This window comes from Pseudomonas sp. GM78, assembly GCF_000282475.1.
Classification (GTDB): domain Bacteria; phylum Pseudomonadota; class Gammaproteobacteria; order Pseudomonadales; family Pseudomonadaceae; genus Aquipseudomonas.
Genome location: NZ_AKJF01000212.1, coordinates 1 through 21,406, shown reverse-complemented (window position 1 = coordinate 21,406; position 21,406 = coordinate 1). Strand labels below are relative to the sequence as shown.

Annotated in this window: 21 protein-coding genes; 5 read left to right on the top strand and 16 right to left on the bottom strand. The window is 61.2% G+C overall.

All coding sequences use genetic code 11. The annotated features are described in order from the left end of the window. Positions 1-16 precede the first annotated feature (16 nt). From PMI35_RS01870 to PMI35_RS01910, 9 genes are all read right to left on the bottom strand, one after another. The gene (locus PMI35_RS01870; RefSeq protein WP_008065981.1) at positions 17-1,174 is read right to left on the bottom strand and encodes a D-alanyl-D-alanine carboxypeptidase family protein; all 1,158 of its coding nucleotides are present in this window, start codon (positions 1,172-1,174) and stop codon (positions 17-19) included. A 185-nt stretch (positions 1,175-1,359) separates the two neighbouring features. Next, the gene (locus tag PMI35_RS01875; RefSeq protein WP_008065977.1) at positions 1,360-2,367 is read right to left on the bottom strand and encodes a septal ring lytic transglycosylase RlpA family protein; all 1,008 of its coding nucleotides are present in this window, start codon (positions 2,365-2,367) and stop codon (positions 1,360-1,362) included. Then, a complete protein-coding gene (mltB, locus tag PMI35_RS01880) occupies positions 2,367-3,377 on the bottom strand; it encodes a lytic murein transglycosylase B (RefSeq protein ID WP_008065976.1) in 1,011 nt (336 codons plus the stop codon). The genes PMI35_RS01875 and mltB overlap by 1 nt, the downstream gene beginning before the upstream one ends. 17 nt (positions 3,378-3,394) lie before the next feature. Continuing rightward, complete coding sequence (gene rodA / locus PMI35_RS01885; protein WP_050562653.1) at positions 3,395-4,498, bottom strand: rod shape-determining protein RodA; 1,104 nt, start codon at positions 4,496-4,498, stop codon at positions 3,395-3,397. A 31-nt stretch (positions 4,499-4,529) separates the two neighbouring features. After that, positions 4,530-6,425: a penicillin-binding protein 2 gene (mrdA, locus tag PMI35_RS01890; RefSeq protein WP_008065973.1), complete on the bottom strand. Its 1,896-nt coding sequence runs from the start codon at positions 6,423-6,425 to the stop codon at positions 4,530-4,532. A gap of 10 nt (positions 6,426-6,435) precedes the next feature. Then, positions 6,436-6,903 (bottom strand): 23S rRNA (pseudouridine(1915)-N(3))-methyltransferase RlmH, encoded by a 468-nt coding sequence (gene rlmH / locus PMI35_RS01895; RefSeq protein WP_007937439.1) that lies wholly within the window; start codon positions 6,901-6,903, stop codon positions 6,436-6,438. Between the two features lie 9 nt (positions 6,904-6,912). Continuing rightward, the gene (gene rsfS, locus PMI35_RS01900; RefSeq protein ID WP_008065972.1) at positions 6,913-7,407 is read right to left on the bottom strand and encodes a ribosome silencing factor; all 495 of its coding nucleotides are present in this window, start codon (positions 7,405-7,407) and stop codon (positions 6,913-6,915) included. A 73-nt stretch (positions 7,408-7,480) separates the two neighbouring features. Then, positions 7,481-8,203 (bottom strand): nicotinate-nucleotide adenylyltransferase, encoded by a 723-nt coding sequence (gene nadD / locus PMI35_RS01905; RefSeq protein ID WP_032832162.1) that lies wholly within the window; start codon positions 8,201-8,203, stop codon positions 7,481-7,483. Then, entirely contained in the window at positions 8,172-9,443 is a 1,272-nt protein-coding gene (locus tag PMI35_RS01910; RefSeq protein WP_008065970.1) for a glutamate-5-semialdehyde dehydrogenase, read from the bottom strand. Before PMI35_RS01910 ends, nadD begins: the two co-directional genes overlap by 32 nt. Positions 9,444-9,632: 189 nt before the next feature. On the opposite strand from PMI35_RS01910, the gene PMI35_RS01915 reads away from it, so the two are divergent. Then, positions 9,633-10,331: a DNA-3-methyladenine glycosylase gene (locus tag PMI35_RS01915; RefSeq protein WP_008065967.1), complete on the top strand. Its 699-nt coding sequence runs from the start codon at positions 9,633-9,635 to the stop codon at positions 10,329-10,331. A 50-nt stretch (positions 10,332-10,381) separates the two neighbouring features. Beyond that, positions 10,382-11,698: a bifunctional DedA family/phosphatase PAP2 family protein gene (locus PMI35_RS01920; RefSeq protein ID WP_008065965.1), complete on the top strand. Its 1,317-nt coding sequence runs from the start codon at positions 10,382-10,384 to the stop codon at positions 11,696-11,698. Positions 11,699-11,791: 93 nt separating this feature from the next. Here PMI35_RS01920 and PMI35_RS01925 read toward each other — a convergent pair whose 3' ends face one another. From PMI35_RS01925 to PMI35_RS01935, 3 genes are read right to left on the bottom strand one after another with little or no spacing between them, the layout of a single operon-like run. Further along, positions 11,792-12,382 carry an LON peptidase substrate-binding domain-containing protein gene (locus tag PMI35_RS01925; RefSeq protein WP_008065954.1) on the bottom strand — a complete coding sequence of 197 codons (591 nt, stop codon included), beginning with the start codon at positions 12,380-12,382 and terminating at the stop codon, positions 11,792-11,794. Between the two features lie 11 nt (positions 12,383-12,393). Next, entirely contained in the window at positions 12,394-13,110 is a 717-nt protein-coding gene (locus tag PMI35_RS01930) for an LrgB family protein (RefSeq protein WP_008065952.1), read from the bottom strand. After that, on the bottom strand, positions 13,107-13,469 hold the full coding sequence (locus PMI35_RS01935; RefSeq protein ID WP_008065950.1) for a CidA/LrgA family protein: 363 nt from the start codon (positions 13,467-13,469) through the stop codon (positions 13,107-13,109). Before PMI35_RS01935 ends, PMI35_RS01930 begins: the two co-directional genes overlap by 4 nt. Before the next feature lie 195 nt (positions 13,470-13,664). On the opposite strand from PMI35_RS01935, the gene PMI35_RS01940 reads away from it, so the two are divergent. From PMI35_RS01940 to PMI35_RS01950, 3 genes are all read left to right on the top strand, one after another. Further along, positions 13,665-14,120: a MaoC family dehydratase gene (locus tag PMI35_RS01940; protein ID WP_008065948.1), complete on the top strand. Its 456-nt coding sequence runs from the start codon at positions 13,665-13,667 to the stop codon at positions 14,118-14,120. A 114-nt stretch (positions 14,121-14,234) separates the two neighbouring features. Beyond that, on the top strand, positions 14,235-15,953 hold the full coding sequence (locus PMI35_RS01945; RefSeq protein WP_008065946.1) for a C13 family peptidase: 1,719 nt from the start codon (positions 14,235-14,237) through the stop codon (positions 15,951-15,953). A 27-nt stretch (positions 15,954-15,980) separates the two neighbouring features. Continuing rightward, positions 15,981-16,622, top strand: a complete 642-nt coding sequence (locus PMI35_RS01950) for an oxidoreductase (RefSeq protein WP_008065944.1) — start codon at positions 15,981-15,983, stop codon at positions 16,620-16,622. A gap of 85 nt (positions 16,623-16,707) precedes the next feature. Here PMI35_RS01950 and PMI35_RS01955 read toward each other — a convergent pair whose 3' ends face one another. The 4 genes from PMI35_RS01955 to PMI35_RS01970 all read right to left on the bottom strand — a co-directional run bounded on the left by PMI35_RS01955 (position 16,708) and on the right by PMI35_RS01970 (position 21,063). Beyond that, positions 16,708-16,992, bottom strand: a complete 285-nt coding sequence (locus PMI35_RS01955) for a YceK/YidQ family lipoprotein (RefSeq protein WP_008065942.1) — start codon at positions 16,990-16,992, stop codon at positions 16,708-16,710. Then, positions 16,985-17,617 carry a flavin prenyltransferase UbiX gene (gene ubiX / locus PMI35_RS01960; RefSeq protein ID WP_008065940.1) on the bottom strand — a complete coding sequence of 211 codons (633 nt, stop codon included), beginning with the start codon at positions 17,615-17,617 and terminating at the stop codon, positions 16,985-16,987. Before ubiX ends, PMI35_RS01955 begins: the two co-directional genes overlap by 8 nt. Then, positions 17,614-18,963 (bottom strand): UDP-N-acetylmuramate:L-alanyl-gamma-D-glutamyl-meso-diaminopimelate ligase, encoded by a 1,350-nt coding sequence (mpl, locus tag PMI35_RS01965; protein WP_008065937.1) that lies wholly within the window; start codon positions 18,961-18,963, stop codon positions 17,614-17,616. The genes ubiX and mpl overlap by 4 nt, the downstream gene beginning before the upstream one ends. A gap of 186 nt (positions 18,964-19,149) precedes the next feature. After that, complete coding sequence (locus PMI35_RS01970) at positions 19,150-21,063, bottom strand: sigma-54-dependent Fis family transcriptional regulator (RefSeq protein WP_008065927.1); 1,914 nt, start codon at positions 21,061-21,063, stop codon at positions 19,150-19,152. Between the last annotated feature and the right edge of the window lie 343 nt (positions 21,064-21,406).

Sequence of the window (21,406 nt, the reverse complement as noted above, 5' to 3'; positions counted from 1 at the left end):
TTGCAGGAGCACACTATCAGTTGAACAAGCCGTAGAAGAATAGACGGATGCTATCCCACATGCGACGGAAGATACCACCCTCTTCGACGCCATCCAGAGCGATCAGGTCGGCGCTGTGCACCACCTTGTCTTCCAGTTTGACTTCGACTTTACCGATCACGTCGCCCTTGGCGATTGGCGCAACCAGTTGCGGGTTCATGGTCATGCTGGCGGCGAGCTTTTTCAGCTGGCCTTTCGGCAGGGTCATGGTCAGGTCTTCAGCCAGGCCGGCCTTGACTTGATTGGTAGAGCCTTTCCACACAGGTGCCTGGGCCAGCTCGGCACCTTTCTGATAGAAAGTCTGGGTTTCGAAGAAGCGGAAACCGTAGGTCAGCAGTTTCTGGGTCTCGGCGGCGCGAGCCACTTCGCTGTTGGTGCCGAACACCACGGCGATCAGGCGCATGCCGTCACGCACGGCCGAAGACACCATGCAGTAGCCAGCTTCGTCGGTGTGGCCGGTTTTCAGGCCATCGACCGTCTTGTCGCGCCACAGCAGCAGGTTGCGGTTCGGTTGCTTGATGCCGTTCCAGAAGAACTCTTTCTGCGAGTAGATCGCGTAGTGAGCCGGGTCTTCGTGGATGATCGCGCGGGCCAGCACTGCCATGTCGTGAGCCGACGAGTAGTGTTCCGGGTTCGGCAGGCCGGTCGGATTCATGAAGTGGCTGTTGGTCATGCCCAGGTCAGCCACGGTCTTGTTCATCATGTCGGCGAACGCATCTTCGCTGCCGGCGATGTGTTCGGACAGTGCCACGCTGGCGTCGTTACCCGACTGGATGATGATGCCGTGCAGCAGGTCGCTGACGGTCACTTGCGAGCCGACCTTGATGAACATCCGCGAACCGCCGGTACGCCAGGCGTTTTCGCTGACGGTCACCGGATCGTTTTCACCGATCTGGCCACGACGGATTTCGAGGGTCGCGATGTACGCGGTCATCAGCTTGGTCAGGCTGGCTGGCGGCAGACGCTGGTCACCATTGTTCTCGACCAGCACGTTACCGCTGCTGGCGTCCATGAGCACGTAGGCCTTGGCGGCCAGTTGCGGTGGCGACGGCATCATCTCGACCGCGAATGCGGCAGGCGAGAGGAGCAGCGGGACTAAAAGGCACAGGCGTTTGGCAAAGGTGGTGATGTTCATCCGTCTCTCGAAATCGCTAATGGAACTGCCCAAGGGCAAAACTAATCAGATGACTTTCTAACGAGTCATCGCGTGTTCAGCTGCTCACTCTGTAACCCTTGCCGGGCTTTTGTTCTTCAAAAGAGCCAACAACCTGGTCCACCCCCCAAAACCGCAGATGAACCATCAATCAAGTCCTACGTTTTTTACTCTGTTACCACGCTCGGCGAACCCAGATTGGCCAGGCGCACACTGTTCTGCACTTGCTGGATTTCACCCGGCGAACCAATCGGCCCCAGGCGTACCCGATGCAGTGTCTGTTGATTGCGCACGATCGAGCTGATGAACACCGGAGCGCTCACCATCCCGCTGAGCTTGGACCTCAGCAGTTCGGCAGCGTCCGGGTTGGCGAACGCGCCCACCTGCAGATACTGGCCAGACGCTGGTGCAGAAGCGTTTTTTTTCGTATCCAGTTGCACAGGGACAACCGGGGCGGCGTGTTGCTGCGGCGGTGGCGTCCATTGCTCGATGGTGCCGGCCGAGGCCGTGATCACCGGGGCGCTATTCTGCGCGACTTTCGGCTCATTGAGCATCAATGGCGCCGGACGGCCTTTGGCGGCCCACCATTGCTGCGGGTCGATGCCTTCGACCTTGACCCGTGCGGTGCCGGTTTCGGCATAGCCGAGCTTCTTGGCAGCCGCGTACGAGAGGTCGATGATCCGGTCCGAATAGAACGGACCGCGGTCATTGACCCGCAGGATCACAGTCCTGTTGTTGTCCAGGTTGGTCACCCGAACGTAACTCGGCAGCGGCAAGGTCTTGTGCGCAGCACTCATACCATACAAGTCATAAACCTCACCGTTGGCAGTGTTCTGGCCATGGAACTTGGTGCCGTACCAGGACGCGGTACCCGACTGCACGTAGGTCTTGGATTCTTGCAACGGAAAATAGGTTTTGCCCAGTACCGAGTAAGGGGCGGCCTTGTACGGGCCGGTGTGCAGGGTCGGGGTGGCGTCCGGGATGCGCGATACATCAACGTCCCACCACGGCGCGCCATCCTTGTGGGCGCGGTTGATGTCCAGCCCCGGCGCCGAGCGCACGGCGGTGGAAGACTTCTGAGTTGGCGCGCGACTGGTCGAACAACTGGCGAGCAGCACTGCCAACGCGGCAAATGCCATCAGCTTCAGGGGTTTATTCATAGGCAATGCCCGCATTACTTGACGCCCCGTGCTTGGACCAGCTGTTCAGACAGTTGATGTACGGCCATGGCATACATCACGCTGCGGTTATAACGCGTGATCGCGTAGAAATTCTTCAGGCCCATCCAGTATTCAGGGCCATTGTCGCCTTCCAGGCGGAATGCGGTAACCGGCATATCATCGCGCAGCGCATCATGACTTGACCAGCCCAGGGCCCGCAACTCTCCAACGGTTTTAGTCGGCTCGATACCAGTGGTCAAACCTTCGTCCACCTGCTCGCCCCGCACATCGGCGCGGCTGACCACCGGTTCGCCGGCGACCCAGCCGTGTTGCTTGAAATAACTGGCGACGCTGCCGATGGCATCGTCCGGGTTGTTCCAGATATTGATGTGGCCGTCAGCGTCGAAGTCCACCGCATAGGCGCGAAAGCTGCTGGGCATGAACTGCGGCAAGCCCATGGCACCGGCGTAGGAACCCTTGAGGGTCAGCGGGTCAACCTGCTCTTCCCGGGCCAGCAGCAGGAACTCACGCAATTCCTTGCGGAAAAATTCGGCACGGGGAGGATAGTCGAAACCAAGGGTCGACAAGGCGTCGATGACCCGGAAATTACCGGTATTACGACCAAAAAACGTTTCAACGCCGATAATCGAGACAATCACTTGCGCCGGCACGCCGTATTCCTGCTCGGCACGGGCCAGCACGGCCTCATGCTGACGCCAGAAGTCGACGCCACGGGCAATCCGCGCATCGGTGATGAACATCGGCCGGTATTCGTTCCACTGCTTGACCCGTTCGGCGGGTTTCGAAATGGCGTCCAGGATCGATTGCTTGCGCTGAGCCTCGCGGAACACGCCCATCAGCTGCTCACCGGCGAAACCATAGTCGCGGGTCATCTCACCGACAAACTCGGCCACCTGGGGCGAGCCTTCGTAATCGCCGGCCACCGCTTGCTGCGCAGTACCAAGGATGCTTACCAGGCCGACCCATGGCGCGTATCGAGTCGCCCAGCCACGCATTACTTGCATTGAACTCTTCACCTTATTCAAACCTGCGCGATCCACTTGCGATGGGTATGGATCGACATCAAAACCCCAAACGCTGACAGCAGCGTCACCAGCGAAGTTCCTCCGTAGCTAATGAACGGCAACGGCACCCCCACCACCGGCAACAGGCCGCTGACCATACCGATGTTGACGAAAACATACACAAAAAACGTCATGGTCAAGGCGCCCGCCAGCAACTTGCCGAACAATGTCTGCGCCTGGGCGGTAATCACCAGTCCACGCCCGATCAGCAGCAGGTAGATCAGCAGCAGCGCGCAAATGCCCACCAGCCCGAACTCTTCCCCCAGCACCGCGATAATGAAGTCGGTGTGGCTTTCCGGCAGGAAATCCAGGTGCGACTGGGTGCCCAGCAACCAGCCCTTGCCGAACACACCACCGGAGCCGATCGCGGCCTTGGACTGGATGATGTTCCAGCCGGTACCCAGCGGATCGCTTTCCGGGTCGAGGAACGTCAGGATCCGCTGCTTCTGGTAGTCGTGCATGATGAAGAACCACATGGCGATGGCCACGGGCACGGCGGCCGCCAGCACACTGAGAATCCAGCGCCAGCGCAGGCCACCCATGAACAATACGAAAGCACCGCCCGCCAGGATCAGCAGCGACGTGCCGAGGTCGGGCTGGCGCACGATCAGGATGAACGGCACGCCAATCAGCATCAGGCTGACGCCCACATGTTTGAGCTGCGGCGGCAACGTGCGCTTGGACAGGTACCAGGCGATGGTCGCCGGCATGAGAATCTTCATGAACTCCGAAGGCTGGAAGCGGATGACCCCGGGAATGTTGATCCAGCGTGTGGCACCCATGGCGTTATGCCCCATGATGTCCACCACCAGCAGCAGCAGCACCCCCACCACATAACCCAGCGGCACCCAGCGCGCCATGAAACGCGGCTCGAACTGGGCGATGACGATCATCGATACCAAGCCGATACCGAACGAAGTAGCTTGCTTGGCCAGCAGGTCCCAGCTTTTGCCACTGGCCGAATACAGCACGAACAGGCTGCCGGCGGCGAGTGTCAGCAACAGGATCAGCAGCGGGCCATCGATGTGCAGACGCTGTAACAGCGTGGCACGGCGGCGCATCACATCCTCGCTGGAGAGCATGCGATCGAAATTATTCATCACGGGCGGAAGCCTCTGCGGTAGTAGGGCTGGCGTATTCGGCCTTGAGATGACCGTTCTGGTCCAGCAACCAGGCGTCCATGACTTGACGCACCACCGGCGCGGCCACGCCGGAACCGGATTCACCGTTCTCGACCATCACCGAGACCACGATCTTCGGATCGTCGGCCGGCGCGAAGCCAACGAACAGGGCGTGGTCGCGATGACGCTCCTGGACCTTGGAACGGTCGTACTTCTCGCCTTGCTTGATCGCCACCACCTGGGCCGTACCACTCTTGCCGGCAATCCGGTATTGCGCGCCGATCGAGGCCTTGCGCGCAGTGCCCCGGGCGCCGTGCATGACCTGCTGCATGCCATGGTTGACCCGCGTCCAGTCCGACGGATCGCGCAGGACGATGTTCGGCATCGGGTTCTCATCCACCGGTTTCTGGCCTTCGATGGTCTTGGCCAGGTGCGGACGGTTCCACACGCCTTTGTTGGCCACCAGTGCCGTGGCCTGGGCCAGTTGCAATGGCGTCGACTGCATGTAGCCCTGCCCGATCCCCAGAATCAGCGTTTCACCCGGGAACCACGCTTGTCGGCGGGTCGCACGCTTCCATTCCCGGGTCGGCATCAACCCCGGCGATTCTTCGAACATGTCCAGGGAAACCTTCTGGCCAATACCGAACTTGGTCATGTACGCCGACAACCGATCGATCCCCAGCTTGTGGGCCAAGTCATAGAAGTAGGTATCGTTGGAGCGCATGATCGCCGTATCCAGGTCGACGAAGCCGTCGCCGGTACGGTTCCAGTTACGGTATTTGTGATCGTAGTTGGGCAGCATGTAGTAACCCGGGTCGAACACCCGGGATGAAGCGGTCACCACGCCCGCATCCAGCCCGGCGATCGCTACCGCCGGCTTGATGGTCGAACCCGGCGGGTACAGGCCACGCAGGACACGGTTGAACAGCGGCCGGTCGATGGAATCGCGCAGCTCGGAATAGGCCTTGAAGCTGATGCCGGTGACGAACAGGTTCGGGTCGAAACTCGGCTGGCTGACCATCGCCAGCACTTCGCCGGTTTTCGGGTCCAGCGCCACCACCGCGCCACGACGACCACCGAGTGCTGCTTCGGCGGCTTCCTGCAGCTTGATGTCCAGGCTCAGGACGATGTCCTTGCCGGAAATCGGTTCGGTACGCTTGAGCACCCGCAATACACGGCCGCGAGCGTTGGTCTCGACTTCCTCGTAACCCACCTGGCCGTGCAACTCCGGCTCGTAGAAGCGCTCGATGCCGGTTTTGCCGATGTGATGGGTGCCGCTGTAATTGACCGGATCGAGCGACTTCAACTCTTTCTCGTTGATCCGCCCCATGTAACCCACCGAGTGCGCGAAGTGCGCGCCCTGCGGATAGTGACGGACCAGTTGCGCGACCACTTCCACCCCGGGCAGCCGGAACTGGTTCACGGCAATCCGGGCGATCTGCTCTTCGGTCAATTCAAACAGGATGGGCACCGGCTCGAACGGCCGTCGCCCCTGGCGCATGCGCTTCTCGAAAATCACCCGATCCTCGGGCGTCAGCTCCAGCACTTCGACGATCACGTCGAGCACTTGCTGCCAGTCGCCAGAGCGTTCGCGGGTCATGCTCAGGCTGAAGCTGGGCCGGTTGTCGGCAATCACCACGCCGTTGCGGTCGAAAATCAACCCGCGGGTCGGCGGGATCGGCTGCACATGGACGCGGTTGTTTTCCGACAGGGTGGAGTGGTATTCGTACTGGATGACCTGCAGGAAATACAGGCGCGCGATCAGCACACCAATCAACAGCACCACTGCAATGGCCCCGAACACGACGCGGCCACGCACCAGACGGGCGTCTTTTTCGTGGTCCTTGATGCGGATCGGTTGGGACATGAGGGCAGAACTACTTGTGGTAAGGGTGGCCGGACAACACTGTCCAGGCACGATACAGCTGCTCGCCGATGAGGATTCGCACCAGCGGGTGCGGCAACGTCAGCGGAGAAAGCGACCAGCGCTGATCGGCACGGGCACAAACTTCCGGCGCCAGCCCTTCGGGGCCGCCGACCATGAAATTCACCGTGCGCGAGTCCAGCCGCCAGCGATCGAGTTCGACCGCCAGCTGCTCGGTGCTCCAGGGCTTGCCGTGGACTTCGAGGGTGACAACGCGCTCGTTGGGCCCGACCTTGGCCAACATGGCTTCGCCTTCCTGACGGATGAAGCGCGCCACGTCGGCGTTCTTGCCACGGGTATTGAGCGGTATTTCCACCAGTTCCAGCGCCAGCTCGGACGGAAGACGCTTGGCATATTCATGCCAGCCTTCTTCCACCCACTTGGGCATGCGTGAACCGACGGCGATCAGTCGCAGTCGCACAGCCGTTCCTTATTCCTGGTCTTTGTTGAGCTTGGTGAAATGCTCGTGACCAACTTCAGGGCTGTGGTGCTTGCCATCGGCGGCACGGCTCTGCTCGGCACCTTTCCACAGGCGCTCCAGGTCGTAGAACTGGCGGGCATTGGAAGTCATCATGTGAACGATCACGTCGTCCATGTCCAACAGTACCCAGTCGCTGTCGCCCTTGCCTTCTTCACCCAACGGCTTGATGCCCAGGGCCTTGACCGCTTCGCGGACCTTGTCCAGCATCGCGCCGATCTGGCGGTTGGAGGTACCGGTGGCGATGATCATGTAGTCGGTGATGCTCTGCTTGTCGCGAACGTCGATGACCAGCACGTCCTGGGCCTTGACGTCTTCCAGGGCCGCAACGGCGATCTTGACCAGTTCGTCGCCTTTAGGCGGCTCGGCAGCCAGGACTTTCTCAGGCAGCGGGGCACTCTTGAATGTGCCTTTGCGTTTTACTTTGCTTTCGTTGTTGCTCGTCATATAAAACTCGTTTTGCTCGTATGTTCGGGCGCTTCAATACACGTTGTTGCCACGTGCCTTGAGGCACTCCTATTCAGTTCGACGCACGGTAGAGTCCGTGCGCATCGATGTAGGCCAGGACCGCGTCGGGCACCAGGAAACGTACCGACTTACCGCTGGCCAGCAGTTGACGGATCTGGGTGGCGGATACCGCGAGCGGCGTCTGCCAGACGAATGCAATCTGTCCGCTCGACCCTTTGAGGGCCAGCGGGTCGCTCACCGAGCGCGCTGCCAGCAGGTTGCGCAAGGCATCCGGCGGTTCGCTGTCGGCATCCGGGCGTTGCAACACCAGGATATGGCAATGCTGGAGCAACTCTTCCCAGCGGTGCCAAGTGGGCAGGCCGCAAAATGCGTCCCAGCCCAAAAGCAGAAAAACCTGGGTCTCGGCGGCCATTTCGGCCCGCATCGACTCCAGGGTATCAATGGTGTAGGACGGTTTGTCCCGCTGCAATTCGCGGGCGTCCACCACCAACGGCACCACTCCGGCGACCGCGCACTCGACCATCGCCAGCCGGTCCTTGGCCGACACCTGCGGCGTACCCCGATGGGGCGGCCTGGCATTTGGCGTCAGGCGCAGCTCATCGAGCGCCAGGGTTTCGGCGACTTCCAGCGCACCACGCAAATGGCCGATGTGCACCGGATCGAAGGTCCCGCCCAGAACGCCGATGCGTCTGGGTCGAGGCGCGCTGGCGGTTACCGGGACTGACGGGTCGAAGTCGCCCAAGTCAGACCGGCTCCTGTCCGCGCAACTGGCCATCACCGACCACGACATACTTCTCGCAGGTCAGACCTTCGAGGCCGACCGGGCCGCGGGCGTGCAGCTTATCAGTAGAAATGCCGATCTCGGCACCCAATCCGTATTCGAAGCCATCGGCGAAGCAGGTCGGGGTGTTGATCATCACCGACGAAGAATCGACTTCAGCCACGAAACGCCGGGTGTCGCCCTGGTGTTCGCTGACAATCGAATCGGTGTGATGGGAGCCGTAATGGTTGATGTGCTCGATGGCCTGGTCAAGCCCGTCGACCACGCGGATCGACAGAATGGCGTCCAGGTACTCGGTGCTCCAGTCTTCTTCAGTGGCCGGCACGGTATCGATGATTGCCCGGGTGCGTTCGCAGCCGCGCAACTCGACGCCTTTTTCGCGGAACTGGGCAGCCATCGCTGGCAGAAAATCTTTGGCAACGATTTGATCGACCAACAACGTTTCCATCGCGCCGCAGATGCCATAACGGTAGGTCTTGGCGTTGAACGCGATGCGCTGGGCTTTCGCCAAATCAGCGTGCTCGCTGACATAAACGTGACAGATGCCGTCCAGGTGCTTGATTACCGGAACGCGGGCGTCACGACTGACACGTTCGATCAGGCCTCGGCCGCCACGGGGCACGATGACGTCGACGTATTCAGGCATGGTGATCAGCGCACCAACAGCTGCACGGTCGGTGGTTTCGACCACTTGCACCACGGCGGCCGGCAGATCGGCCTCGGCCAGACCGCGCTGGATGCAGGCGGCGATTGCACGATTGGAATGAATGGCTTCGGAGCCGCCGCGCAGGATGGTCGCGTTGCCGGACTTCAGGCACAGGCTCGCGGCGTCGATGGTCACATTCGGTCGCGATTCGTAGATGATCCCGATCACGCCCAGCGGCACGCGCATCTTGCCGACCTGGATACCCGACGGACGATAGCTCATGTCGCGGATCGCGCCGACCGGGTCGGGCAACGCCGCAACCTGTCGCAGACCCACGATCATCCCGTCGATACGCGCCGGGGTCAGTGCCAGGCGCTCGAGCAGGGCCGGTTCCAGACCATTGGCGCGGCCAGCCGCCAGGTCCAGCTCATTGGCAGCGGTCAATTCGCCGCGGGCTGCATCCAGCGCATTGGCAGCCGCCTGCAACGCGCGGTTTTTCTGCGCGGTGCTGGCACGGCCGATGACGCGGGAAGCTTCGCGGGCAGCGCGACCCAAGCGGGTCATGTAGTCAAGAACGGACTCAGTCATGGTCTGGAGTGGTCTTTGATAAGGTCTTGGTAAAGAGTAAAGCGGCAGATTATAGCTGTCGCGTCCGCCGACTAACAGCGGTGACGGGCGGATGGTCGAAATCGAGGGCAAATTGCCGATGTTCAGCCGGGATTAAGCTGCAAATTGTTATCATCACGACTCACTCAGCCCTGATAAACGCTGCCCATCATGTCCAACCTGCCTGTTCACGCGTCCTCCGCGAGCCTGCCCAAGGGCCTCCCAGACGCGTTTTTCGACCGCGATGCACAAATTCTCGCCCGGGACTTGCTGGGCAAAGTCATCCGTCATCGGGTCGGCGATCTGTGGCTCAGCGCCCGGATCATCGAGACAGAAGCCTACTATTGCGCAGAAAAAGGCAGCCACGCCTCACTCGGCTATACAGAAAAGCGTAAGGCTTTGTTTCTGGATGGCGGGCACATCTATATGTATTACGCCCGCGGGGGCGACTCGCTGAACTTCAGCGCCCAGGGACCAGGTAACGCGGTGCTGATCAAGTCCGCCTACCCTTGGGTGGATGAGCTGAGCGGACCTTCGAGCCTGGCGCAGATGCTGCTGAACAACCCCGACGCCCAAGGCCGCCCTCGCCCTTCGCAAAAGCTCTGCGCGGGGCAAACGCTGCTGTGCAAGTCGCTGGGCTTGAAGGTGCCGGCCTGGGACGCCAAGCGTTTCGACCATGACGAATTGCTCGTGGAAGACGTCGGCCAGACGCCCACCCATGTCATCCAGGCCGCGCGCCTGGGCATTCCCCATGGGCGCGACGAACACCTGATGTACCGCTTCGTCGACGCGGCCTACGCGGCTTATTGCACGCGGAACCCGCTGCGACGGGGTCAGGTCGAAGGTCGCGATTATTTTGTGCTGTCCTGAACAATGAAAATCCCACAAGGGACATTTGAACATTCAATGGAGTTGTTTTTATGGGCCCATGGCTCGATAGCGTGACCGGTTGGTTGACGGTCAACCCGCAATGGTTGGCGGCAGCGGTATTCATCGTGGCCTTTGTGGAATGCCTGGCGATTGCCGGCCTGATCGTGCCTGGCACGGTGTTGCTGTTCGCCGTGGCAGTACTGGCCGGCAGCGGCGCACTGTCGTTGAGTGAAACGCTGCTGCTGGGGTTTCTCGCCGGCGTGCTCGGCGACGTGGTCTCGTATTTCCTTGGCCGGCATTTCCATCAGAATATCCGGCGCTTGCCCGGCTTGCGTCATCACCCCGAATGGATCGCCGGGGCCGAGGCGTATTTCCAGCGTTACGGCATCGCCAGCCTGCTGGTCGGACGCTTCATCGGCCCCTTGCGTCCGATGCTGCCGATGGTCGCTGGGATGTTCGACATGCCATTCCCACGGTTCTTCGCGGTCAGCCTGCTGGCTGGCGCGGGTTGGTCGGTGGCGTACCTGCTACCAGGCTGGGCCACGGGCGCGGCGATTCGCCTGCCACTGCCCGAAGGCTTCTGGCCTGAGGCCGGCATCGTCGCCGGCAGCATTGCGCTCATGGTCGGGCTGAGTGCAACCAGCAGCCTACGACGCCATCGCAAGGCCACGGTGTTCATTGCCGGCATGAGTTTGCTGATTCTGGCGGGACTGTTTATCGGCTATCCGCACCTCAATGCCCTCGACCAGGGAGTGATGACCCTGGTGCAGGAACACCGCAGCCCGATGCTCGATGAAGTGGCGGTGGTCTTCACTCTCATCGGCGAATTCCGCAACATGCTGATCTTCAGCGCCTTGCTGGTGGTGCTGCTGCTGATTACGCGGCAATGGCGACAACTGATCTTCGCCACCAGCACCCTGCTCTGCACCGCGCTGGGCAACACCCTGACCAAACACTTCTTTGCCCGGGTACGCCCGGAGGTCTTGAGCGACCCGCTGACCAGCTACAGCATGCCCAGTGGACACGCCTCCGGGTCGTTTGCGCTGTTCCTGACCCTCGCCGTACTGGCCGGCCGCGGCCAACCTCCGCGCATGCGCCTGACCTGGCTATTGGTGGGGTGCCTGCCGGCGCTGGCGATTTCCCTGTCCCGGGTATACCTCGGCGCCCACTGGCCGACGGACGTGCTGGCGGGCGCGATGCTGGCATCATGCGTCTGCGCGGCGAGCCTGTGGCTCAGCCAGCGCCAGACCTCGCTCAACGCCATGCCGCCAAAAGTCTGGTGGCTGGTGCTGCCGTCGTTGGTGGCATTGTTCGGGTTCTTCGTATTACGTCATTTGCCGCATACGATGTTGCGGTACGCGTATTAGCAAACAACAAAAGATCGCAGCCTGCGGCAGCTCCTACAGGATGCATACCAAATTCATACAGGAGCTGCCGCAGGCTGCGATCTTTTGGCGGTGTCAGGCAAACAACTCACCCTGCAACTCATCGAGCAACGCCTGAATCGCATCCAGGCGCTGCTGCGGATCATCGAGTTGCAACAAGTCGATCTTGTCCAGTTCAGCGAAGGGCAACAGGTACGCCAACTGATTGGCCAGTGATTGCTGCCCCGCCGCTTCGGCCCCCATGTTCAGCGCTTCGACCATCGGGTGTTCGGCCAGGGCCTTGAGCAAGGCCACCAGGTCGGCGTCTTCGTCCTGCAATGGTTGCTCGGGCTCGTCTTCCAGCCATTCGACCTCGGCAAGGATCAGCTGGTCGCGCTGGACTTCGGTGGTCAACACGTTGAACCGTCGCCCGCCCTCAACCCGAATCCCCAGCAGGCCATTGTCCTGCTGCTGGAAATCGGTGATTCGCGCTTCACAACCGACCATGGCAAAGCCCTGCGGCGCGATACCGACTTCGCTCCCCTCAAGGATGCACACCACGCCGAAACCGCCGCCCTGTTTCATGCAGCGACCGATCATGTCCAGGTAACGCGCCTCGAAGATCTGCAGGTCGAGGATGCAACCAGGAAACAGCACCGTGTTCAGCGGAAAAAGCGGCAGACTCATAGACATATTCCTTACACCACCATCGACACCGCCAACGGCAGGAAGACCGCCGTGGCCACGCCCATCAAACTCATCGCAAGCGCCGCGAAGGCGCCACATTCATCACTTTCCTGCATCGCCACCGCCGTGCCAACCGCGTGGGCGGTCATGCCCAGTGCCATGCCGCGGGCCTCGGGGCTGTGAACGCCGAGCCGGGTCAACAGGCTCGGGCCGAAGATCGCCCCGATCACCCCGGTGATCAGCACGAACACCGCCGCCAGCGCCGCGACGCCACCAATCTGCTCGGCCACCAGCATGGCGATGGGCGATGTCACCGATTTCGGCGCCATGGTCATCAGGATCATGTGTTCGGCCCCGAACCACCAGCCCAACAGCACCCCCATGCACGTGGCGACCACACCACCTATCACCAGCGTAGTAAATATCGGCCAGAACAACTGCCGAATCCGCCGCAGATTGAGGTAAAGCGGCACGGCCAGCGCGACCGTCGCGGGGCCGAGCAGAATGCTCAGGATCTCGGTGCTCTTGCGGTACTCGGCGTAGGTCAGGCCGCAGCCCACCAGCACACCGATCACCAGCAACATGGAGACCAGCACGGGCTGCAAAAAGATCCAGCGGGTTTTCTCGAACGCCGCCAGCACCAGCTGATAGGCACCGAGCGTGATGCCGATGCCGAACAATGGATGATGAATCACCGACGTCCAGGCGCCGTGCCAGTCAAGGATCATTGGCCGTCCTCAGGGTGGACATGGCGCTTGACCATGCGCTGCATGAGGACTCCGGCGAACGCCATCGACAGCAACAATGACAAGACCAGCGCGCCGACGATGGCCCAGAAATCGGCGGCGATATCCGCGGCGTACACCATCACCCCCACGGCCGGCGGCACCAGCAGCAACGGCAGGTAGCGCAGCAGGCTGCTGGCTGCAAGGTTCAGCGGCTCGCCGACCTGGCCACGACCGATCAGGAATATCAGTAACAGCAGCAGGCCGATGATCGGCCCCGGCAGGAAGGGTAAAAACAAATGGTTGATCGCGGTGCCGAGCAATTGGAACAGCACCAGCCAGGTCAGGCCACGTAACAACATCGATGATCCCCCACAAAATCCGTCACCCGCATTGGCCCACGCATTATAAGCACGCTTGCGCTATGGACCGGCATTCGCCATAAGCATGGTCAGTTGACCGCAGCGTTTTGCCATGTTGATCTAAAGTGGTAATCCGGGAGGTCAAATCCCCCCACCCTAAAAACTATAAAACCGATGAACCCAAGGAGAGTCTCAATGCCCTTTGTACCTGTTGCAGAGCTCAAAGATTATGTCGGCAAGGAACTCGGAAGTTCCGACTGGCTCACCATCGACCAGGAGCGCATCAACCTGTTCGCTGAAGCCACAGGGGACTACCAGTTCATCCACGTCGACCCGGTCAAAGCCGCGCAAACGCCATTTGGCAGCACCATTGCCCACGGTTTCCTGTCGCTGTCGCTGATTCCAAAATTGATGGAAGACATCCTCGTCATGCCGGAAGGCTTGAAGATGGTGGTCAATTACGGCCTGGACAGCGTGCGCTTCATTCAGCCGGTCAAGGTCGATTCGAAGGTGCGCCTCAAGGTTGAACTGTCCGAGGTCACCGAGAAAAAACCCGGTCAATTGTTGCTCAAGGCCATCGCCACACTGGAAATCGAAGGCATGGACAAACCGGCGTATGTCGCCGAATCCCTGTCCCTCTGCTTCGTGTAAAACCTCCCGGATGCGAAGCAGCACACGCTGTTTCGCACCTGGTGCTTTTCTACCGTGCTGTATATGGACACATAGCTGCGGCATACTCGGTCGCCTAATTGCCCGGAACCCGCTATGCGCCCACTTGCACTAATCGCCTTGACCCTGATGCTCACCGCTTGCGGCGACGGCGAATCGCTATTGCCCGTGGACGCCCGCCTGCCGGACGGTGGACGTTATCGCGGTGACCTGGTCAACGGATTGCTGCAGGGCCAGGGCCGCATCGACTACCCGAACGGCAGCTGGTACGCCGGAGAGTTCGACCAGGGTCAATGGCATGGCCAGGGCGAGTGGCATGGCAGCAATGGCGAGGTCTATCGCGGCCAGTTCAAGCAAGGGCTGTTCGATGGCCAGGGCACCCTGACCACCAGCGCCGGCAGCTACACCGGCGGCTTCAAGCTTGGCCGACGCGACGGCGAAGGCACCCTCAAAGAAAACGGCATGATCTACCGCGGCGAATTCAAGGCCGACCAATACTCGGGGCTCGGCCGCCTGGAGCTCGAAGACGGCAGCGCCTATCAGGGCCAATTCGCCCACGGCAAGCCCAATGGCGATGGCCAGCGCAGCGACGGCAGTGGCAATCAATTCACCGGACACTTCGTCGACGGTCAGCTGGAAGGTAACGGGACCTTCAACAGCGCTGAAGGTGACATTTATGTTGGCGGGTTCAAAAACAACCAACTGCACGGCAAGGGTCGGTATGAAAATGCCGACGGCGACGTATGGCTGGGTCAATTCAAGGAAGGCTCGCTCAACGGCAAGGGTGAACTGATCGGTGCCGATGGCAGCCATTACATCGGCCACTTCAGCGATTGGCGCTTCACCGGCCAAGGCCGGCTGAACCTGGCCGACGGCAGTTTTTACACCGGGCAGTTCGACAACGACACTTACTCCGGACGCGGCACCCTGGTCCTCACCGACGGCGCCGTGCTCAGTGGCACCTGGATCAATGGCCAGCGCGTGCGCGACGCCGAGGGTAAATTGCTGCCCGACACCCTTGAACTTGGCTTGCTGGCCCAAGGGCGCTTACTCGAAGAAGCGTTCACCAACGTTCCAGCCTCGACCCCGGCGGTGGAGCTGTACACCCTGACCCTTGGCGGCGACGGCAAGCAGAGCGTGTTCCTGCGCGAATCCGACTATGTCGCGAACATGCTCACCAGCCGCTTCGGCGCCTATGGCCAGATCCGCCTGGTGAACCATCGCGACCACCTCGGCGACCGGCCGATGGCCACCCGGGAAAGCCTGCGGCGCTCCGCCCAGACACTGGCCGAACGCAGTGGCCCGGAAGACCTGATTTTCATCTACCTGACCAGCCACGGCACCAGCGAGCATGAACTGGTGCTCGACCAGCCGCGCATGGAACTGGCAGATCTGCCGGCCGACGAGCTGGCCGCCGTGCTGGCACCACTGAAAAACCGTGACAAGATCATCGTGATTTCGTCCTGCTACTCCGGCGGTTTCATCCCCGCCCTGAAAGACGAACGCACCCTGATCATGACCGCCTCGCGCGCGGATCGCGTGTCTTTCGGCTGCTCCGAAGAAGCCAACTTCACCTACTTCGGCGATGCCCTGTTCGCCCGGGCGCTGAACCAGACCGATGACCTGGAGCAAGCCTTCAAATTGGCCAAGGCCACCGTCGCCGAGCGCGAACTGGCGGACAATTTCGAAGCCTCCGAACCGCAGATCTGGGCGCCTAAAACCGTGCTCTCGCACTGGCAACTGCTACGTAAGCAGCAGGCACGAAAAGCCCTGCAAAGTGTCTCCATTGACAGCAAGGATGCAAAGAACAACTAAGCTGAACAGTATCAAGGGAGAAACACTATGTACTTGACGCCTCAGCACGTGTTGCTTGCCGGAGCCACCGGATTGACCGGTGAACACTTACTTGATCGCTTGCTCAACGAGCCAACGATATCGCGAGTATTGGCCCCCTCGCGCCGCCCGCTGGCCGAGCATCCCCACCTGGAAAACCCGGTGGGCGATCCCTCTGAGTTTCTGCCGCAATTGAACGGCCGGGTGGATATCGCCTACTGCTGCCTCGGCACCACCATCAAGCAGGCCGGCTCGGAGCAGGCGTTTCGCGCGGTGGACCTGGACATGGTGGTGGCTTTCGCCAAACGTGCCCGGGAGATGGGTGCACGGCACCTGATCGTGATCAGCGCCCTGGGGGCCGATCGCCGATCCTCGATTTTCTACAACCGGGTCAAAGGCGAGATGGAGCATGCATTGCGCGCGCAGAATTGGCCGCAGTTGACCATCTGCCGTCCTTCGCTGCTACTGGGCGAGCGCACCGAGCCACGCTTGGGCGAGCAATTTGCCGGGCCTTTGTCGAAACTGATTCCCGGCAAGTACCGAGGCATAGAAGCCTGCCAATTGGCCCGCGCGATGTGGCGCCTCGCCCTGGAGGAGCAGGATGGGGTGCGGATTGTCGAGTCGGATGAGTTGAGGAAGTTAGGCAAGTAAATCAAAAGATCGCAGCCTGCGGCAGCTCCTATAGGGAGTACACGTTCCCAATGTAGGAGCTGCCGCAGGCTGCGATCTTTTGTCTTTACAACCCGCCGGTTGCCTGGAAACTCACGCCAATCACCGTCAGCAACGACAACGGCAACAGCAGCGTGTCGAGCAACGCACTGGCCGGCAAATCAACGCCAGGATAGCTCGGTGCCTCGGCGCCAAAACGATCCATCGCACAGCAACCGCCATTGAGCGCATACAAATCCAGCCGTGTCCCGGAGTACACCACGGGCGCTCCCGGCTTGGCCGCATCCAGCGTACGCGCCGTGGCACATCCCGCCAGCTGTAGCGCCAGTACGATCACCCACCACTTATTCATCGCAGGCCAAATGGTGTTCACCCCAACGCGGCAACATGTCCTGGGGAATGTTCAGCAGATTGAGGATGCGCGCCACGACGAAATCGATCAGGTCGTCGATAGTCTGTGGCTGATGATAGAAACCCGGCGATGCCGGCAAAATCGTCACGCCCATGTTCGACAACTTGAGCATGTGTTCCAGATGGATGCTCGAGTATGGCGCCTCACGGGGCACCAGGATCAGCTGGCGGCGCTCCTTGAGGGTGACATCGGCGGCACGCTCGATCAGGTTGTTGCAGGCCCCCGTTGCGATGGCCGACAAGGTCCCGGTGGAGCATGGCACCACCACCATCGCCGCCGGCGCGCCGGAACCCGAGGCCACTGGCGACATCCAGTCTTCCTTGCCGTAGACCCGGATCTGCCCGGCGGCGGCACCGGTGTATTCAGTAAGGAAGGCTTGCATCGCCTGTGGCTTGGCCGGCAGCGTGACGTCGGTTTCCGTGGCCATCACCAGTTGCGCGGCCTTGGAAATCAGGAAGTGCACTTCGCGATCTTCGCGCACCAGGCAATCGAGCAGGCGCAAGCCGTACTGGGCGCCGGAAGCGCCAGTCATCGCCAGCGTGATGCGGTCCGGACCGGTATTCATTTAAGTGCCTCGGCCAGCTTGCCGTGCAGGCCGCCGAAGCCGCCGTTGCTCATGATCACCACGTGGGTGCCCGGCTGGGCCTGACTCTTGACTCGCTCGATGATGCCTTCCAGCGAGTCGCTGACGATCGACGGTACCGTGCAAAGCGCGGCGGTGCCCGCCAGATCCCAGCCGAGATTGGCCGGCGCATACCAGATCACCTGGTCGGCATCGACGACGCTCTCCGGCAAACCGTCACGGTGCGCGCCAAGCTTCATGGAATTGGAACGCGGTTCGATGATCGCAATCAACGGTGCATCGCCAATGCGCTTGCGCAGGCCGTCGAGCGTGGTGGCAATGGCCGTAGGATGGTGGGCGAAGTCGTCATAGATGGTAATGCCGCGCACCTCGGCGACTTTCTCCATCCGTCGTTTCACGCTCTTGAAAGCGCTCAATGCAGCGATACCCATGGCCGGTACCACGCCAACATGGCGCGCCGCGGCCAAGGTGGCCAATGCGTTGGCCACGTTATGCTGGCCCGTCATGTCCCACTCGACCACGCCTTGGGCGACGCCTTCGAACATCACTTCGAACTTCGAGCCATCGTCGCTGAGCAGCTTGACCTGCCATTGCCCGCCCGCGCCGGTGGTTTGCACCGGGGTCCAGCAACCCATCTCGATGACGCGCAGCAAAGCCGGTTCGGTGGTCGGATGAATCACCAGACCTTCGCTCGGGATGGTCCGGACCAGATGGTGGAACTGTCGCTCGATCGCCGGCAGGTCCGGGAAGATATCGGCGTGGTCGAACTCCAGGTTGTTCAGGATCGCCGTGCGCGGACGGTAGTGAACGAACTTGGAGCGCTTGTCGAAGAACGCGCTGTCGTATTCATCGGCTTCGATCACGAAAAATGGTGTGTCGCCCAAGCGTGCCGACACCGAGAAGTTCTGCGGAACACCGCCGATCAGGAAGCCCGGGCTCATGCCCGCGTGCTCCAGCACCCAGGCGAGCATGCTGCTGGTGGTGGTCTTGCCATGCGTACCGGCGACCGCCAGTACCCAGCGGCCTTGCAGCACGTGGTCGGCCAGCCATTGCGGGCCGGAGACATACGGCAGGCCTTTGTTCAGCACGTACTCGACTGCCGGGTTGCCTCGCGACATGGCGTTGCCGATGACCACCAGATCAGGGGCCGGGTCCAGTTGCGCCGGGTCGTAGCCCTGGGTCAACTCGATGCCCTGCGCCTCGAGCTGAGTGCTCATCGGCGGGTAGACGTTGGCATCGGAGCCGGTCACGTGATGGCCCAACTCTTTGGCCAGAACCGCCATCGAACCCATGAAAGTGCCGCAGATACCCAGAATATGAATGTGCATAGTCGACCTCGTAAAACATGGCCGCAGGTTAGCTTAGGGGGGAAAAATTCGCACCTTTGTTTCGCCCTCACGGACGCCATCGCGAGCAGGCTCGCTCCCACAGTAGATCTGGGTCAGCTGCCGAATTGTGAATTCAACCCATTATCCTGTGGGAGCGGGCTTGCCCGCGATTGGGCGCGACACGATCTACCGGGCTATGCCGTGCTTACGCAATTTTCGATACAAGGTATTGCGGCTGACCCCAAGCTGTTCAGCCGTATTCGTCATATGCCACCGCGTGTGCTCCAGCGCATTCAACAGCGCCAGGCGCTCGGCATCTTCCAGGGGATGTTCGCAAAGCTCTTCAATTTTCGTTATAACCGCCGGCCGCGCCTGGCGAATCATCGCCGGCAGATCCTCCAGGCCGATCCGACCGCCATCACACAACGCCGCCAACGTACGCAACACATTGCGCATCTGCCGCACGTTGCCTGGCCAGGCAAATCCCAATAACGCCTCGCGCGCCGGCCCGTCGATCAGCACAGTTTCCCCGCGCGCCTCTTCGGCCAGCAAGAAGTCGAGCAACTGCGATTTGTCACCGCGCTCGCGCAACGCCGGCAACGCGACTTCCAGGCCATTGAGACGGTAATACAGGTCCTCGCGGAAACTGCCGTCCTGCACCCGCTCCAGCAGATTGCGGTGCGTGGCACTGATGATCCGCACGTTGACCGACTCCGGCTCGCCACCAATCGGCACCACTTGCCGATCTTCCAGCACGCGCAACAAACGGGTCTGCAAGGCCAGGGGCATGTCGCCGATTTCGTCGAGGAACAAGGTCCCGCCATCGGCCTGCTGCAGCTTGCCGCGCATGCCCTCCTTGCGCGCGCCGGTGAAGCTGCCGCCGCGATAACCGAACAGCTCACTCTCGATCAGGCTTTCGGGGATGGCCGCACAGTTGAGGGCGACGAAGGCTTTTTCCGCGCGCTGGCTGGCATGGTGCACGGCCTTGGCGAAGGCTTCCTTGCCCGAACCGGTTTCGCCGTTGATCAGCAATGGCACGTCCCGTTCGTACACACGCAGGGCCTTGCGGAAATCCGCCTGCAACGTCGGATCGCCCAGGCAGATGCCCGACACGCGCGGGCGCTCTTCAATCGCTGGGCTCGGCACCAACGGCACCGGTATTTTTCGCGCCTGCCCGCGTAACACGGCGAACAGGCGGCGTCCGTCCCGGGTACGCAGTGGCCAGCTGGCGCTGGCGTTGACGCTGGCGCGGCCGAGCAGTTCGTCCAGCGAGCAGTCGAAGTACGCCTCCACCGGCTTGCCCAGCAAGCCACCGCGGATATGCCCCAGCAGGTTCAGCGCGCTCTGGTTGACCGCGCAGATCCGCCCTTCGCCGTCGAACGCCAGCAGACCTTCGCTGAACAAACCGACGGACTCGGCCTGCAGGTGAAAACGCAGCAGCCATTGATTATCGAAACAACGCAGGAAATAGCAGCTCTCGATCATCTTCGCCGACAGATTGACCAGGGCCATGGTGTGGAACTGACTCTGGCGCGATACCTCGTGCCGGGCAGAGGACACGTCGAGTACCGCCAGCAGCTCGCCATGCGGATCGAATACCGGGCTGGCCGAGCAGGTCAGGCCGGTGTGTCGACCACGGAAATGTTCGTCCTGATGGATGGTCAGCGACTGGCGCTCCACCAGGCAGGTGCCGATGCCGTTGGTGCCTTCACAGGCCTCACTCCAGTCGGCCCCCAGCCAGAGGCCAGCACGCTCGAAAATCTTGCGCTCGGCCGGCGCCGTCACGCAATTGAGGATCACGCCGCGCGCATCGGTCAACAGCACGGCGTGGCCGGCACCGGAGAGCTGCTGATGGAGACTGGTCATTTCATTGCCAGCGATGTGCAGCACCTGCTGCAAACGTTCGCGGCTTTCCAGGACGCGGCCATGCTCCAGCACCGTCGGCGCTATGTTCTGGGCCGGGTCCAGGTGATAGTCCTCAAGGCAGCGCAGCCAGGAACGGGCGATGGACGGGTCGCTGCCAGGGCCGTGCAAGTGGGTTTTACCCTGGGTCACGGTCAACACTTGCTGGGCATGGCGACTCAAATGGTTGTCGTGCATTTCTTATTATTCTCCCCCCGAAAGGTTCACGCAGAGGTGATGCAACGTCTGAGCATCCTCCAGCCTGGACCGCATTGCAATGCTGGCAAGACCGTTCAGTCACAGGCTGTGCCAGGACCGGTACAAAGTGTCACAGGGACTGTACCGAAAGCGTCACAGACGCCATCCGCCTGTCCGACAAAAACCACGCAAGGCCTTGATTTACCTGACCTGCAAAGCAGTGGCCCGACCTTTGCTCTACGCTTAAAGCAAGCGCACATGCGCGTCTTCCTTATAAGCACAAGAACCCAAGGAGAAACCATCATGCGTTACGCTCACCCCGGTACTGAAGGCGCTATCGTTT

Excerpts from the sequence above, each read along its gene's own strand:
- rsfS (WP_008065972.1), bottom strand. The coding sequence starts at position 7,407 with ATGACGAGCAACAACGAAAGCAAAGTAAAACGCAAAGGCACATTCAAG.
- PMI35_RS01935 (WP_008065950.1), bottom strand. The coding sequence starts at position 13,469 with ATGTTGTTACGTGGCCTGACCTGGCTGGTGCTGTTCCAATTGCTCGGC.
- nadD (WP_032832162.1), bottom strand. The coding sequence starts at position 8,203 with ATGGCCAGTTGCGCGGACAGGAGCCGGTCTGACTTGGGCGACTTCGAC.
- PMI35_RS01955 (WP_008065942.1), bottom strand. The coding sequence starts at position 16,992 with ATGAATAAGTGGTGGGTGATCGTACTGGCGCTACAGCTGGCGGGATGT.
- PMI35_RS01920 (WP_008065965.1), top strand. The coding sequence starts at position 10,382 with ATGGGCCCATGGCTCGATAGCGTGACCGGTTGGTTGACGGTCAACCCG.
- PMI35_RS01870 (WP_008065981.1), bottom strand. The coding sequence starts at position 1,174 with ATGAACATCACCACCTTTGCCAAACGCCTGTGCCTTTTAGTCCCGCTG.
- PMI35_RS01945 (WP_008065946.1), top strand. The coding sequence starts at position 14,235 with ATGCGCCCACTTGCACTAATCGCCTTGACCCTGATGCTCACCGCTTGC.
- PMI35_RS01910 (WP_008065970.1), bottom strand. The coding sequence starts at position 9,443 with ATGACTGAGTCCGTTCTTGACTACATGACCCGCTTGGGTCGCGCTGCC.
- PMI35_RS01970 (WP_008065927.1), bottom strand. The coding sequence starts at position 21,063 with ATGCACGACAACCATTTGAGTCGCCATGCCCAGCAAGTGTTGACCGTG.
- mrdA (WP_008065973.1), bottom strand. The coding sequence starts at position 6,425 with ATGTCCCAACCGATCCGCATCAAGGACCACGAAAAAGACGCCCGTCTG.
- PMI35_RS01915 (WP_008065967.1), top strand. The coding sequence starts at position 9,633 with ATGTCCAACCTGCCTGTTCACGCGTCCTCCGCGAGCCTGCCCAAGGGC.
- PMI35_RS01925 (WP_008065954.1), bottom strand. The coding sequence starts at position 12,382 with ATGAGTCTGCCGCTTTTTCCGCTGAACACGGTGCTGTTTCCTGGTTGC.
- PMI35_RS01950 (WP_008065944.1), top strand. The coding sequence starts at position 15,981 with ATGTACTTGACGCCTCAGCACGTGTTGCTTGCCGGAGCCACCGGATTG.
- PMI35_RS01930 (WP_008065952.1), bottom strand. The coding sequence starts at position 13,110 with ATGATCCTTGACTGGCACGGCGCCTGGACGTCGGTGATTCATCATCCA.
- ubiX (WP_008065940.1), bottom strand. The coding sequence starts at position 17,617 with ATGAATACCGGTCCGGACCGCATCACGCTGGCGATGACTGGCGCTTCC.
- rodA (WP_050562653.1), bottom strand. The coding sequence starts at position 4,498 with ATGCGCCGCCGTGCCACGCTGTTACAGCGTCTGCACATCGATGGCCCG.
- PMI35_RS01940 (WP_008065948.1), top strand. The coding sequence starts at position 13,665 with ATGCCCTTTGTACCTGTTGCAGAGCTCAAAGATTATGTCGGCAAGGAA.
- PMI35_RS01875 (WP_008065977.1), bottom strand. The coding sequence starts at position 2,367 with ATGCGGGCATTGCCTATGAATAAACCCCTGAAGCTGATGGCATTTGCC.
- mltB (WP_008065976.1), bottom strand. The coding sequence starts at position 3,377 with ATGCAAGTAATGCGTGGCTGGGCGACTCGATACGCGCCATGGGTCGGC.
- mpl (WP_008065937.1), bottom strand. The coding sequence starts at position 18,963 with ATGCACATTCATATTCTGGGTATCTGCGGCACTTTCATGGGTTCGATG.